This is a genomic window from Jiangella alkaliphila (assembly GCF_900105925.1).
GTDB classification, from domain to species: Bacteria; Actinomycetota; Actinomycetes; order Jiangellales; family Jiangellaceae; genus Jiangella; species Jiangella alkaliphila.
On record NZ_LT629791.1, the window covers coordinates 1,760,670 to 1,773,590 of the forward strand.

Genomic DNA, 12,921 nt, shown 5'->3' on the forward strand with positions numbered 1-12,921 from the left:
AGCGAGTCAGTGGCCGGCGGTGCTGTCGGCCCATTCGATCTCGCCGGTCACCAGGTAACGCACGTTCGTGGCGATGTGCACGGCGTGGTCGGCGAACCGCTCGTAGTAGCGGCCGAGCAGCGCGATATCGACGGCCGCCTCGACGCCGCGGTCCCACTCGTCGTCGAGCAGCACATGGAACAGCGACCGGTGCAGGTGATCCATCTCGTTGTCGTCCTGGGCCAGCTCCGCGGCGGCGTCGAGGTCGCGAGTGCGCAGGCACTCGACGGCCTTGGCCGACATCTCGGTGGCGGCCTTGCCCATGGCGGCGAACGTCTCGCGCAGCTCCTCGGGCACGGCGTGGTCGGGGTAGCGCATACGCGCGACCTTGGCGACGTGGACGGCGAGGTCGCCCATGCGCTCGGCGTCGGACGTGGTGCGCAGGGCGGACGTGACGATGCGCAGCTCGGAGGCGACCGGGCCCTGGGTGGCCATCAGCTCCAGCACCTGCTCGTCGATCTCGAGGTGGTCGCGGTTGATGCTGGAGTCCGACGCCATGGCCTGCTCGGCGGCGTCGAGGTCGGCCTCGAGCAGCGCCTTGGTGGCCAGCCCCATCAGCTCACCGGTCTTGCGGATCATCCCGATCAGCCGGCCGTTGACCTCGTCGAGCTGCTCGTGATACGCCTCGCGCATTGGCTTCGTCATCCTGTCGTCCTGGGTGGTAGGCAGGTGGCTCCCCGTCCGATCAGCGTAGGTGCAATTGATGGACGGGCAGCGCCGGAAGGTGAATGGGCCGCGAAGTCTCGGTGAACACGGGCCCGAAACTGCGGCGTGAAGTGTCTTGAAGTGGAGATGAACTCCGCTGTGGCACATACCATCGGTGGATGTGGATGCCGTGACAGCCGGAGCGCTGGCCGCGTGTGTCGGCGCAGCGGTCGGCCTCGCGGCGGGTCTGGCGTTCAAGGCCAGTGAGCGCGCGCAGCACCCGCCTGAGCCGCCACGCACGTCCCGCGTCCCCGAAGGCGTCGACGAGGTGCTCTCGGTGCTGCGCTCCAGCGCCATCGTCCTCGACAGCGCCCTCGACGTCGTCAAGGCCAGCCCGTCCGCGTACGCGTTCGGTCTGGTCCGGCACGACCGTGTCGCCGTGCCCGAGCTGGTCGAGCTGACCGAGCGGGTCCGCCGCGACGGCCAGATCCGCGAGGTCCAGCTGGAGATCCCGCGCTCGCGCGACACCACCCAGACGCTGTACGTGTCGGCCCGGGTCGCGCCGCTCAACAGCAAGCTGCTGCTGGCGCTGGTCGAGGACCGCACCCACGAGATCCGCGTCGACGAGGTCCGCCGCGACTTCGTCGCCAACGTGTCGCACGAGCTGAAGACCCCGGTGGGCGCGCTGCTGCTGCTCGCCGAGGCGGTCGAGGACGCCAAGGACGACCCCGAGGCCGTGCAGCGCTTCGCCGAGCGCATGCAGCGAGAGGGCGCCCGGCTCACCCGGCTCGTGCAGGAGATCATCGACCTCTCCCGGCTGCAGTACGACGACCCCGTCGCGTCGCCCGAGTCCGTCGACGTCGACAGCGTCGTCGAGGCCGCCCTCGACCGCAGCCGGGTCGAGGCCGAGAAGCACAAGATCCGGCTCACGGCCGGCGGCACACCGGGGCTGCAGGTCCTGGGCAACGTCGAGCAACTGGTCATCGCACTGGGCAACCTCGTCGAGAACGCGGTGAACTACAGTCCCCCCAATACCCGCGTTGCCGTCGGAGTACGCCGTCGCGACGACCTCGTCGAGGTCAGCGTCACCGACCAGGGGTTCGGCATCGTTGAGAGCGAGCTGGACCGCATCTTCGAGCGGTTCTACCGCGTCGATCCCGCCCGTTCCCGGGCCACCGGTGGTACCGGCCTGGGACTGTCCATCGTCAAGCACATCGCCGCCAGCCATGGCGGCGAGGTAGGCGTGTGGAGCGTTCAGGGAGCAGGGTCCACCTTCACCCTGCGACTGCCGCTGCACCCGCAGCGAACCGGGCAACCGTCCGCGTTCGAGACGCCAGTTGGTAAGGAGACGCCGTGACCCGCGTGCTCGTCGTCGAGGATGAGGATTCGTTCAGCGACGCCCTGTCGTACATGCTCCGGAAGGAGGGCTTCGAGGTCGCCGTCTCCGTGACCGGCGACGACGCTCTCGACGAGTTCGACCGGGGCGGAGCGGACCTCGTACTGCTCGACCTCATGCTGCCGGGCCTGTCCGGGACCGAGGTGTGCCGCCAGCTGCGGCAGCGCTCCAACGTCCCGGTCATCATGCTGACCGCCAAGGACTCCGAGGTCGACAAGGTCGTCGGCCTGGAACTGGGCGCCGACGACTACGTCACCAAGCCGTTCTCGTCGCGCGAGCTGGTCGCCCGCATCCGGGCGGTGCTGCGCCGCGGCACCGAGCCCACTGAGGCCAGCCAGGCAGTGCTCGGCGCCGGCCCGGTCCGCATGGACGTCGACCGCCACGTGGTCACCGTCAACGGCAGCACCGTCCGGCTGCCGCTCAAGGAGTTCGAGCTGCTCGAGCTGCTGCTGCGCAACGCCGGCCGGGTGCTGACCCGCGCCCAGCTGATCGACCGCATCTGGGGCGCCGACTACGTGGGCGACACCAAGACGCTGGACGTCCACGTGAAACGTCTGCGGGCCAAGATCGAGCCCGACCCCGCGGCGCCGACCTACCTGCTGACCGTCCGCGGCCTCGGCTACAAGTTGGAGGCCTAGGGTGCGTCGCCCAGCGGCACGACGTACGAGTCGACCTGCGCGATCAGCCCGTCGCGGAACGTGAACAGGTCGCTGTAGACGAACCGGAACGGCCCGTGCTCGCGGTGCCGTCCGGCGCCCGTGCCGGTCACGACGACGACGTCGCCGGCCTCGACCGTCCGCTCGACGCTCAGTTCGGGGCTGCCCTCGAACGCCGGGTTCTCGATCTCGTCGTCGAACTCGGCCTTGCCGCGCGTCGTGCGGTGGCCGTGGACGTGCCACACGACGTCGTCGGTGAGGCAGCCGAGGATCGAGGCGTGGTCACTGTGGCGGAAGCCGTCCATGTAGCGGTGGACGAGTTGCTGGCGGGTGGTCATGGGGCACTCCCGGTGTCGGTCAGGACTGTGGCGAGCCGGTCGAGGATCGCGGCCAGTCCGGTGCGGGCCTGTTCGGTCCGCAGCTCCGGCGGCAGCCGCCGCTGGTGCACGACGACCGTCGTACCGCTGCCGGCCGGCTCGAGGCGGATCTCGGTCGTGAGGCCGGTGCGCGGCTCGGTCAGGACGAGCCGGGCCGGCGGCTCGACGGCCTCGTAGCGGAACCGCAGCCGGCGCACGGCGCCGTCGGGGCCGCGGGTCTCCAGCTCGAACGTCCCGCCGACCCGGAGGTCGACCGTCACCGAGCCGGGCGCGACGGTGGCGTGGTCGCCGCCCCAGAACGCGGCCAGGTGCGCGGGCGTGGTGAACGCCGCCCACACCAGCGCGGGCTCGGCGTCGACGTGGCGCGTGGCGATCAGTTGATCGCCGTCGAGGGTGACGTGCGCCGTCACGGCTCGCGCACCTTCGCAAGGTGATCTTCGAGGCTGTCGAGCCGCGACTCCCACTCGCGCTGCTGCTCGCCGATCCAGCCGGCCAGCTCTCGCAGCCGCTCCGCGTCGAGGCGGCACGGGCGCCGCTGGCCGTCGACCCGTTGCTGGATCAGCCCGCAGCGCCGGAGGATGCCGACGTGCCGCGAGACGGCCTGGTGGGTGAGGTCGAACGGCTCGGCCAGCTCGCCGACGGTCGCCTCGCCGCGGGCGAGCCGGCTGATGATCGCCCGGCGGGTGGGGTCGCCGAGCGCGGCGAAGGCGGCGTCGAGGGCAAGCGTCACAGCCTCGAGACTATGCGCAACGAATCCCTTGTGCAAGGAACTCGTTGCAGATGCGTGCCCTTCAGAGTCGGCTGAAGCCGGTCACTCCGACGGCGTCTCGGTGCCGGTCGGCGCCTCAGTGGGCTCATCGGTGGGCTGGTCCGTCGCGTCGCCGGTGGGCTCGTCGCCCGGCTCCTCCGTCTCGCGGACGGGCTCGGCCGGCAGCGCCTCGGCGTAGGCGCCCTCGGCGGGCCGCACGAGCGCGTGGACGGTGGTGCGCGGCGCGCTGTCGAAGCGGAACTCGACGGTGACCGTGTGCCCCGGGTCGGCCTCGACATCGAAGCCGTCGACGCGGTCGGCGTCGGGGCCGAGGTCGGCGACGCCGCTGACGGGCAGCTGGACCGGGCCGTCGGCGAGGTCGGCGGTGACGTCGCCGATGATCACCTCGACCAGCTCGTCGTCGCTGCCGCCGCGGTTGGTCAGGGTGGCGATGACGGTGGCCGTGCCGCCGCCGTCGGAGACGACCTGGACGTTGCGCAGGCCGATGTCGCCGGCGTCGGCGTTGACGCCGTTGTCTGCCGAGTACCACCGCTGGGTCTGCTCGTGGATGCTGCAGCCGGCCACGCCCATGACCAGGACGGGGGCGGCGGCGAGAACCAGACGCCGGACAGCAACCTTCACCACGTGCTCCTCGGAAAGCGGGCTCACACTGGACAGACCGCGGACCAGCGTACCGGCGCCATCTCGATGCCTGGTCACCGGCACCCGCTCTCACCAGGTGGGACGGCAAGATCGATGACCTTGCAAAGGGGTGAAACGGACACTACGGATGGGCCGCCGACCCTGTATGACGAGTGACCGCAGCACGCCGAATGGCGATTTGTCAACCCCCATCACTGGCGCTGACCAGCACAAACGCTTATCCGAGTCATGAAAATCGTGCTATCATCGGTGGGGGAAAGGGGACAGGAACACATGACTTTCAAGGTCGGCGAAACGGTTGTCTACCCCCATCACGGGGCCGCGCTCATCGAGGCGATCGAGTCCCGGGTCATCAAAGGAGAGGAACGTCAGTACCTCGTCCTGAAGGTTACGCAAGGTGACCTGACCGTTCGCGTTCCAGCTGACAACGTCGACCTCGTCGGCGTACGCGACGTCGTCAACCAGGAAGGGCTCGATCGCGTCTTCGAGGTGCTGCGGCTGCCGCACACCGAAGAGCCCACCAACTGGTCACGCCGGTACAAGGCAAACCTCGAGAAGCTGGCGTCCGGTGATGTCATCAAGGTCGCCGAGGTCGTCCGCGATCTCTGGCGGCGCGAGCGCGACCGCGGGCTGTCCGCGGGCGAGAAGCGCATGCTGGCCAAGGCCCGCCAGGTGCTCGTCTCCGAGCTCGCTCTGGCCGAGAACACCAACGAGGACAAGGCCGAAACACTGCTCGACGAGGTCCTCGCGGGCTGACACGCGCGCGTCGAACGGGGCATGATCCCGTCGTGAGCGTTGCGTGCATCGTGGTCGCCGCCGGTCGTGGTGAGCGGCTGGGCGAAAGTCGCCCGAAGGCGTTCGTCGACCTCGGCGGACGTCCCCTGGTCTGGCATGCCTTGCGGGCCGCCTCCGGCGCCGCCCGGGTGACGCACGTCGTCGTGGTGGCGCCGGACGGCCTGGAGGGTGATCCCGCCCTGGCCGGCGCGGTCGCCGTCGTGCCCGGCGGCGCCACCCGGCAGCACTCGGTCGCGAACGGGCTGGCCGTGCTGCCCGACGACACCGAGGTCGTGCTGGTGCACGACGCCGCGCGCTGCCTGGCGCCGTCCGAGCTGTTCGACGCCGTCGCCGCCGACGTGCTGGCCGGGCACGACGCCGTCATCCCGGGCCTGCCGGTCGTCGACACCCTCAAGGTGGTCGACGACGCCGGCCTGGTCACGGCGACCCCCGAGCGCGCCGCGCTGCGCGCCGTCCAGACGCCGCAGGGCTTCGACCGCGACGTGCTGGAGCGGGCACACTCCGCCGCCGTCGAACGCGGCGACACCGACGCACCCGACGACGCCGCGCTGGTCGAGCGCATCGGCCTGCCCGTCCACGTCGTCACCGGCCACGCCGACGCCTTCAAGGTCACCCGGCCGCAGGACCTGCTGCTCGCCGAGACCGTGCTGGCCCGGCGGGCGGCCGCCGTATGACCACGCCGGCGCCGCGGGTCGGGCTGGGCATCGACGTCCACCGGCTGGAGCTCGGCCGCCCGTGCTGGGTGGCCGGGCTGCACTGGCCGGACGAACCGGCTGGGCCGGTCGGCCACTCCGACGGCGACGTCGCCGCACACGCCGTCTGCGACGCACTGCTGTCCGCGGCCGGCCTGGGTGATCTCGGCGCGGTCTTCGGCACCGACCGCCCGGAGTGGGCCGGCGCCCCCGGCGTCGCGCTGCTGGCCGAGACCGCGCGACTGGTGCGGGCCGCCGCGTTCACCATCGGCAACGCCTCGGTGCAGGTCATCGGCGTCCGCCCGCGCATCGGCAGCCGCCGCGACGAAGCTCAGGCGGTCCTGTCCGAGGCCGTCGGCGCGCCGGTCAGCGTCAGCGGCACCACCACCGACGGTCTCGGGCTCACCGGCCGCGGCGAGGGCCTGGCCGCCGTCGCCACCGCCCTGCTACTCCCATGATCATTTTCCCTCGCGGTCGCTGAGGCGCCGCGAGGGAACATGATCATGGGGCGGGCGGCTACTTGCGCAGGCGCAGGGCTTGCATGCCGCCGTCGACGGAGATGGTGGTGCCGGTGACGGAGCCGGCGGCGGGGCCGGCGAGGTAGGCGATCGCCGCCGCGATGTCGTCGGGCGGGACGAGCCGGCCGGTGGGCTGGCGGGCCTCGAGGGCGGCGCGTTCGGCGGCGGGGTCGGGCGCGGCCTCGAGCAGGCGGGTGACCCAAGGGGTGTCGGCGGTGCCGGGGTTGACGGCGTTGACGCGGATGCCCTCGGGAAGGTGGTCGGCGGCCATCGCCTGGGTGAGGGAGAGGACGGCGCCCTTGGTGGCGGAGTAGAGGGCGCGTTGCGGCAGCCCGGCCGTCGCGGCGATGGAGCAGACGTTGACGATGGCGGCGTGCTGCGAGCGGCGCAGGAACGGCAGCGCGGCGCGGCTGGCCCGGACCATGCCGACGACGTTGACGTCGTAGACGTGGTGCCACTCGGCGTCGGAGTTGTCCTCGACGGTGCCGGCGGCGCCGATGCCGGCGTTGTTGACGAGGATGTCCAGGCCGCCGAACCGGTCGGCCACCGCGGCGACCGCGGCCACCACGGCGTCGGAGTCGGTGACGTCGCACTGGACGGCGAAGAGGTCGGAGGGCGCGTCGTCGACGGCGCGGTCCAGCACACCGACCGAGGCGCCGGAGGCGGCCAGCCGCCGTGCCGTGGCCAGCCCGATACCCGCCGCTCCGCCGGTGACCACCGCGGTCAGGCCGTCCAGTTCACCCATCGCCCGCTCCCGTCTCGTCGCTGCTCGATCGCGCGAGACATCCTATGTCACCCTGGTCAGACCACAACCAGGAGCCGCGCTCATGGCACACTGTGTGCTACAGACATCGGATGTTATGCGTCCCGTGCCACTGGACCGGAAGGGCCGCCATGAGCCAGATCACCGCTCTCGACACGTTCGACCTGCGCTTTCCGACGTCGCGGATGTTGGACGGGTCGGACGCGATGAACCCCGACCCGGACTATTCGGCGGCGTACGTCATCGTGCGCACCGACGACAGCGGTCCCGACGGTCACGGGTTCGTGTTCACCATCGGCCGCGGCACCGACGTGCAGGTCGCGGCGATCGACGCGCTCCGGCCGCTGCTGGTCGGCGCCGACGTCGACGCGCTGGTGGCGGACATGGGGAGCACCTGGCGGCGGCTGGTGCACGACTCGCCGCTGCGCTGGCTCGGCCCGGAGAAGGGCATCATGCACATGGCCATCGGGGCCGTGGTGAACGCGCTCTGGGACCTCGCGGCGAAGCGGGCCGGCGTCCCGCTGTGGCGGCTGCTGTCCGACCTCTCGCCGGAGCAGCTGGTCGATCTCGTCGACTTCCGCTACCTCACCGACGTGCTCGACCCGGCCGAGGCGCTGCACCTGTTGCAGGCCGCCGAGCCGGGCCGGGCCGAGCGCGCCGCCGACCTCGTCGCCCGCGGCTACCCGGCCTACACGACGACGCCGGGGTGGCTCGGGTACGACGACGCCAAGCTGGCCCGGCTGACCCGGGAGGCGCTCGACGCCGGGTTCACCCAGATCAAGCTGAAGGTCGGCGGCGACCTCGACGACGACGTCCGCCGACTCGGCATCGCGCGGGAGATCTGCGGACCGGACGTGCGCATCGCCATCGACGCCAACCAGCGCTGGGACGTCGACGAGGCGGTGCGCTGGGTGAAGGAGCTGGCGCCGTTCGACCCGTGGTGGGTCGAGGAGCCGACCAGCCCCGACGACGTCCTCGGCCACGCCGCCATCGCCGAGCGCATCGCGCCGGTCCGCGTCGCCACCGGCGAGCACGTCGCCAACCGGGTCGTGTTCAAGCAGCTGCTGCAGGCGCGCGCGACGCAGTTCGTGCAGATCGACGCCACCCGGGTGGCCGGTGTCAACGAGAACCTGGCGATCCTGCTGCTCGCGGCCAAGTTCGGCGTCCCGGTCTGCCCGCACGCCGGCGGGGTCGGGCTGTGCGAGGCGGTCCAGCACCTCGCCATGGTCGACTACGTCGCGGTCAGCGGCAGCACCGAGAACCGCGTCATCGAGTACGTCGACCACCTGCACGAGCACTTCGCCGACCCGGTCCGCGTCGAGAACGGCCGCTACCGCGCGCCGGAGCGGCCCGGCGCCGGCACCGAGATCCTGGTCCCGTCGCTGGTCGCGCACCGCTTCCCGGACGGTGAGGTGTGGCGCTGACGCTGAGCCGCCTCGGGTTCGGCGCGGCGCCGATCGCCGGGCTCTACACCGCCGTCGACCCGGACACCGCGGCCGCCACCGTCGACGCCGCCTGGGAGGCCGGGGTCCGCTACTTCGACACCGCGCCGCACTACGGGCTCGGGGTGTCCGAGCGGCGGCTCGGCGCGGCGCTGGCCGGGCGCGACCGCGACGCGTACGTCGTCTCCACCAAGGCGGGCCGGCTGCTGGTCCCCGGCGACGGCGGCGGGGACGATGACGAGGGCCGCTTCGCCGTCCCCGCCACCCACCGCCGGGTCTGGGACCTCAGCCGCGACGGCATCCGCCGCAGCCTGGACGACAGCCTGGCCCGGCTCGGCCTGGACCGGGTCGACGTCCTCTACCTGCACGACCCGGAGGACCGGCTGGACCAGGCGCTGGCGACGGCGCTGCCAGCGCTGGCCGAGCTGCGCGACGAGGGCGCCGTCCGGGCCGTAGGAGCCGGGTCGAAGGACGCCGCCGCGCTGGCCAGGCTGGTCCGCGGTGGCGGCCTCGATGTCGTCATGGTCGCCGGCCGCTACACGCTGCTCGAGCAGCCCGCGCTGGACGAACTGTTCCCGGCCTGCGCCGCCGCTGGTACGGACGTCGTGGCCGCCGGGGTGTACAACTCGGGCCTGCTCGCGGCGCCCGAGCCGGACCCCGCCAGCACCTACGAGTACGCCGCGGCGCCGCCGGACGTGCTGGCCCGCGCCCGCGACCTCGCCACCGTCTGCGCCGAGCACGGCGCCGTCCTGCCGCAGGCCGCGCTGCAGTTCCCGCTGCGCCACCCGCTGGTCCGCTCGGCCGTCGTCGGCATGCGCAGCCCGGCCGAGGTCCGGCAGAACGCCGCCTGGCTGGGCGCCCCGGTCGCACCGGAGCTGTGGGCCGCCCTCGAAGGGCGGGGGCTCATTCCCGCTGACGAGGCAGGCGCAGCGGCGGCGCCTTGAGCACCGTCACCGAGATCATCAGCGCCAGGAAGCCCAGCGCCATGCCGCCGGGGATGTCGCTGACCCAGTGGTAGTCGAGGGCGGTCATGAGGAACCCGGTGACCAGCACACCCGCGCCGGCCACCCAGAGGTAGCGGCGGAACCGGGCCGGGTCGGGCTTCAGCCCGTGCGCCCCGAACAACACCACGACCAGCAGGAACCAGGTGAGCGTCGCGTTGGCCGTGTGCCCGGACGGGAACGCCTGGCCGACGCCGTACAGGACGTCCTGCCCGCTCGCCGGCGGCGTGCGGCCCAGCCCGAGCTTGATCCAGTACCCGATGAGCAGCACCGTCGCCAGCCCGGACGCGATGGCGACGAGCACGCGGACGTGCCGTTGCCGGTACGCCACGTACAGACCCACCGCGGCGATGATCGGCAGCGTGTAGAGCCGCTGGCCGCCGAGGCTGGCCAGCGCGTCGAGCAGGCTCTTGGTGAGGCCGTCGGGCTGGCGAGGGTCGACGTAGACGTGGAAGTCCCAGTCCCAGGCGATGAACCAGCCGCGCTCGACGACCTGCCAGGTCATCAGCCCCAGCAGGGCGGCGGCGGCCAGACCCGCGGACACCGACGGAGCCCACCACGGCCACTCACGCCGGGTGGACACTCGGGTCTGTGCGTCGTCGGTCACCATGGTCACTGTTCATTGTTCCCCATCGAACCGGCGATGTGGGAACGGCGAGGTCGTCCGGGCGGCCCTGCGGAGGCTCCGGAGTGGCTACCCTTGTCCGGTGAGTCTTCGCCTGTACGACACGGCCAGCAGTGAGATCCACGACTTCGTCCCGGTGGTGCCGGGCAAGGTCGGGATCTACCACTGTGGGCTGACCGTGCAGGGACCACCGCACATCGGCCACATCCGCAAGGAAGTCGTCTTCGACGTGCTGCGGCGCTGGTTCGAGCACAACGGCTACGAGGTCACCATCGTCGCCAACGTCACCGACATCGACGACAAGATCCTCACCAAGTCCGCCGAGGCGGGCCGCCCGTGGTGGGCCTTGGCGTACGAGAACGAGCGCGCGCTCGACGCTGCCTATGAGGTGCTCGGCTGCCTGCCGGCCACCTACCAGCCGCGGGCCACCGGGCACATCCCCGAGATGATCGGCCTCATGGAGCTGCTCATCGAGCGCGGGCACGCCTACGCGGCCGAGGACGGCTCCGGCGACGTCTACTTCGACGTGCGCTCGTGGCCGTCCTACGGCGAGCTGTCCGGCCAGAAGATCGACGAGATGGAGCCGGCCGCCGACGCCGACCCGCGCGGCAAGCGCGACCCCCGCGACTTCGCGCTGTGGAAGGGGCACAAGCCCGGCGAGCCCGAGACCGCGTCGTGGCCGACACCGTTCGGCACCGGCCGGCCGGGCTGGCACCTGGAGTGCTCGGCGATGGCCGGCAAGTACCTCGGTGCCGAGTTCGACATCCACGGCGGCGGCATCGACCTGCGCTTCCCGCACCACGAGAACGAACTGGCCCAGTCGCGCGCGGCCGGGCGCGCGTTCGCCCGCACCTGGATGCACAACGGCTGGGTCACCATGGCCGGCGAGAAGATGAGCAAGTCGCTGGGCAACTCGCTGCTGGTCTCCGACGTCGTGCAGCGGCTGCGGCCGATCGAGCTGCGCTACTACCTCGTTGCGCCGCACTACCGCAGCCACGTCGACTTCTCCGAGGAGGCCATGGCCGAGGCGGCCGCGGCGTTCCGGCGCATCGAGGGCTACGTGGTCCGCGCGGCCGAGGTGACCACCGACGTCCAGCCCGCCGCCGACGTCCCGCCGGCGTTCCGGGCGGCCATGGACGACGACCTCTCGGTGCCGCAGGCGCTGGCCGTGCTGTTCGACACCGTCCGCGAGGGCAACACGCTGCTGACGTCCGGCGAGCGGGTCGAGCTGCGGTCCAACCTCGCGTCGGTGCGGGCGATGCTCGGCGTGCTGGGCATGGACCCGCTGGCCGAGCCTTGGCTCGGCCTGGGCACCATCGGCAGCGGCGGCGACCGCCTGCGCGGGGCCGTCGACGTTCTCGTCCACACGGTGCTCGAGCAGCGCCAGCGGGCCCGCGAGAACCGCGATTTCGCCACCGCCGACGCCCTGCGCGACAGGCTCAAGGCGGCGGGCATCGTCGTCGAGGACAACCCCGACGGAACTCGCTGGCAACTCGCCGACGAGCCCGGAGACATCGGAGGCACCGCCTGATGGCCGGCAATTCCCAGCGCCGCGGCGCCATGCGCAAGACCGGAACGAAGAAGGGGATGGTCGTCGGGTCCGGCGGCCAGCGGCGCAAGGCGCTCAAGGGCAAGGGCCCGACGCCGAAGGCCGAGGAGCGCCCCGCCCACCCCGCGTCGCGCAAGGCGGCCGCGGCCCGCAAAGCGGCCGAGAAGGCCGGCGCGCCTCGCCGGCCCGGCACGACCGGCCGGCCCGGCGCCGCCGAGACCGTCGCCGGCCGCAACGCCGTCGTCGAGGCGCTGCGGGCCGAGGTGCCGGTCAAGGCCATCTACGTGGCCGAGCGCATCGAGAGTGACGACCGCGTCCGCGAGGTGCTGAAGATCGCCGCCGAGCGCAGCCTGCCGCTGCTCGAGTCGCCGCGGTCCGAGCTGGACCGCATCACCGCCGGCGCTGTGCACCAGGGGCTGGCGATGACGCTGCCGCCGTACGAGTACGCCGACCCCGCCGACCTCGTCTCCGCCGCGTTCGGCGCCGGTGAGGTGCCGCTGATCGTCGCCCTCGACGGCGTCACCGACCCGCGCAACCTGGGCGCCGTCGTCCGCTCGGCCGCCGCGTTCGGCGCCCATGGCGTCGTCGTCCCCGAGCGGCGCAGCGCCGGCATGACGGCCGGGGCCTGGAAGACCTCCGCCGGCGCGGCCGCCCGGCTGCCCGTCGCGAAGGCGACCAACCTGGCCCGGGCGCTGCGCGCCTACCAGGAGGCCGGGCTGTTCGTCGTCGGGCTCGACGGCGCCGGCGACACCGACATCGCGGCCGCAGTGGCCCTGGACCAGCCGCTGTGCCTGGTGGTCGGGTCCGAGGGCTCGGGCATGTCGCGCATCATCACCGAAACCTGCGACCTGGTCGTGCGCATCCCCATCGTCAGCAGTGTCGAGTCGCTCAACGCGGGCGTCGCGGCCGGCGTGGCGCTCTACGAGGTCACCCGCGCCAGGAGCGTCGCCGAGCCACGGTAGGCTACGCCCGATCACCGACGCCGTCGTCCGGGCGATCCCCGGTCACGGCG

Annotated in this window: 16 protein-coding genes; 9 read left to right on the top strand and 7 right to left on the bottom strand. The window is 72.3% G+C overall.

The features are described from left to right. Positions 1-6: 6 nt before the first annotated feature. Positions 7-684 (bottom strand): phosphate signaling complex protein PhoU, encoded by a 678-nt coding sequence (gene phoU, locus BLV05_RS08285; RefSeq protein ID WP_231948779.1) that lies wholly within the window; start codon positions 682-684, stop codon positions 7-9. 175 nt (positions 685-859) lie between these two features. On the opposite strand from phoU, the gene BLV05_RS08290 reads away from it, so the two are divergent. Next, on the top strand, positions 860-2,041 hold the full coding sequence (locus BLV05_RS08290) for a sensor histidine kinase (RefSeq protein WP_082155608.1): 1,182 nt from the start codon (positions 860-862) through the stop codon (positions 2,039-2,041). Continuing rightward, a complete protein-coding gene (locus tag BLV05_RS08295; RefSeq protein ID WP_046771205.1) occupies positions 2,038-2,718 on the top strand; it encodes a response regulator transcription factor in 681 nt (226 codons plus the stop codon). Before BLV05_RS08290 ends, BLV05_RS08295 begins: the two co-directional genes overlap by 4 nt. Here BLV05_RS08295 and BLV05_RS08300 read toward each other — a convergent pair. The 4 genes from BLV05_RS08300 to BLV05_RS08315 all read right to left on the bottom strand — a co-directional run bounded on the left by BLV05_RS08300 (position 2,715) and on the right by BLV05_RS08315 (position 4,503). Further along, on the bottom strand, positions 2,715-3,074 hold the full coding sequence (locus tag BLV05_RS08300; RefSeq protein ID WP_046771204.1) for a nuclear transport factor 2 family protein: 360 nt from the start codon (positions 3,072-3,074) through the stop codon (positions 2,715-2,717). The two genes, BLV05_RS08295 and BLV05_RS08300, sit on opposite strands and share 4 nt — an antisense overlap. Further along, positions 3,071-3,523: an SRPBCC family protein gene (locus BLV05_RS08305; RefSeq protein WP_046771203.1), complete on the bottom strand. Its 453-nt coding sequence runs from the start codon at positions 3,521-3,523 to the stop codon at positions 3,071-3,073. The genes BLV05_RS08300 and BLV05_RS08305 overlap by 4 nt, the downstream gene beginning before the upstream one ends. Then, positions 3,520-3,843: an ArsR/SmtB family transcription factor gene (locus BLV05_RS08310; RefSeq protein WP_046771202.1), complete on the bottom strand. Its 324-nt coding sequence runs from the start codon at positions 3,841-3,843 to the stop codon at positions 3,520-3,522. The genes BLV05_RS08305 and BLV05_RS08310 overlap by 4 nt, the downstream gene beginning before the upstream one ends. 81 nt (positions 3,844-3,924) lie before the next feature. Next, on the bottom strand, positions 3,925-4,503 hold the full coding sequence (locus tag BLV05_RS08315; RefSeq protein WP_152690948.1) for a PT domain-containing protein: 579 nt from the start codon (positions 4,501-4,503) through the stop codon (positions 3,925-3,927). A 294-nt stretch (positions 4,504-4,797) separates the two neighbouring features. Here BLV05_RS08315 and BLV05_RS08320 point away from each other — a divergent pair, with 294 nt between their 5' ends. The 3 genes from BLV05_RS08320 to ispF are packed head-to-tail and all read left to right on the top strand — an operon-like array spanning position 4,798 to position 6,469. Continuing rightward, positions 4,798-5,280 (top strand): CarD family transcriptional regulator, encoded by a 483-nt coding sequence (locus BLV05_RS08320; protein ID WP_046771200.1) that lies wholly within the window; start codon positions 4,798-4,800, stop codon positions 5,278-5,280. A gap of 32 nt (positions 5,281-5,312) precedes the next feature. Continuing rightward, positions 5,313-5,993, top strand: a complete 681-nt coding sequence (gene ispD / locus BLV05_RS08325; RefSeq protein WP_197683584.1) for a 2-C-methyl-D-erythritol 4-phosphate cytidylyltransferase — start codon at positions 5,313-5,315, stop codon at positions 5,991-5,993. Then, positions 5,990-6,469: a 2-C-methyl-D-erythritol 2,4-cyclodiphosphate synthase gene (gene ispF / locus BLV05_RS08330; RefSeq protein ID WP_046771198.1), complete on the top strand. Its 480-nt coding sequence runs from the start codon at positions 5,990-5,992 to the stop codon at positions 6,467-6,469. Before ispD ends, ispF begins: the two co-directional genes overlap by 4 nt. Before the next feature lie 58 nt (positions 6,470-6,527). Here ispF and BLV05_RS08335 read toward each other — a convergent pair whose 3' ends face one another. Further along, positions 6,528-7,274 carry an SDR family NAD(P)-dependent oxidoreductase gene (locus tag BLV05_RS08335; RefSeq protein WP_046771197.1) on the bottom strand — a complete coding sequence of 249 codons (747 nt, stop codon included), beginning with the start codon at positions 7,272-7,274 and terminating at the stop codon, positions 6,528-6,530. A 149-nt stretch (positions 7,275-7,423) separates the two neighbouring features. On the opposite strand from BLV05_RS08335, the gene BLV05_RS08340 reads away from it, so the two are divergent. Both BLV05_RS08340 and BLV05_RS08345 read left to right on the top strand, forming a co-directional pair. Continuing rightward, the gene (locus tag BLV05_RS08340) at positions 7,424-8,716 is read left to right on the top strand and encodes an L-fuconate dehydratase (RefSeq protein ID WP_046771196.1); all 1,293 of its coding nucleotides are present in this window, start codon (positions 7,424-7,426) and stop codon (positions 8,714-8,716) included. Continuing rightward, positions 8,707-9,678: an aldo/keto reductase gene (locus BLV05_RS08345; RefSeq protein ID WP_046771195.1), complete on the top strand. Its 972-nt coding sequence runs from the start codon at positions 8,707-8,709 to the stop codon at positions 9,676-9,678. The genes BLV05_RS08340 and BLV05_RS08345 overlap by 10 nt, the downstream gene beginning before the upstream one ends. Here BLV05_RS08345 and BLV05_RS08350 read toward each other — a convergent pair. Then, on the bottom strand, positions 9,638-10,342 hold the full coding sequence (locus BLV05_RS08350) for a phosphatase PAP2 family protein (protein ID WP_160312793.1): 705 nt from the start codon (positions 10,340-10,342) through the stop codon (positions 9,638-9,640). The genes BLV05_RS08345 and BLV05_RS08350 overlap by 41 nt on opposite strands. Before the next feature lie 100 nt (positions 10,343-10,442). Between BLV05_RS08350 and cysS the strand changes: the two genes are divergently transcribed. Beyond that, positions 10,443-11,891 (top strand): cysteine--tRNA ligase, encoded by a 1,449-nt coding sequence (gene cysS, locus BLV05_RS08355; protein WP_046771194.1) that lies wholly within the window; start codon positions 10,443-10,445, stop codon positions 11,889-11,891. Beyond that, complete coding sequence (gene rlmB, locus BLV05_RS08360) at positions 11,891-12,871, top strand: 23S rRNA (guanosine(2251)-2'-O)-methyltransferase RlmB (RefSeq protein WP_046771193.1); 981 nt, start codon at positions 11,891-11,893, stop codon at positions 12,869-12,871. The genes cysS and rlmB overlap by 1 nt, the downstream gene beginning before the upstream one ends. Positions 12,872-12,921: the final 50 nt, after the last annotated feature.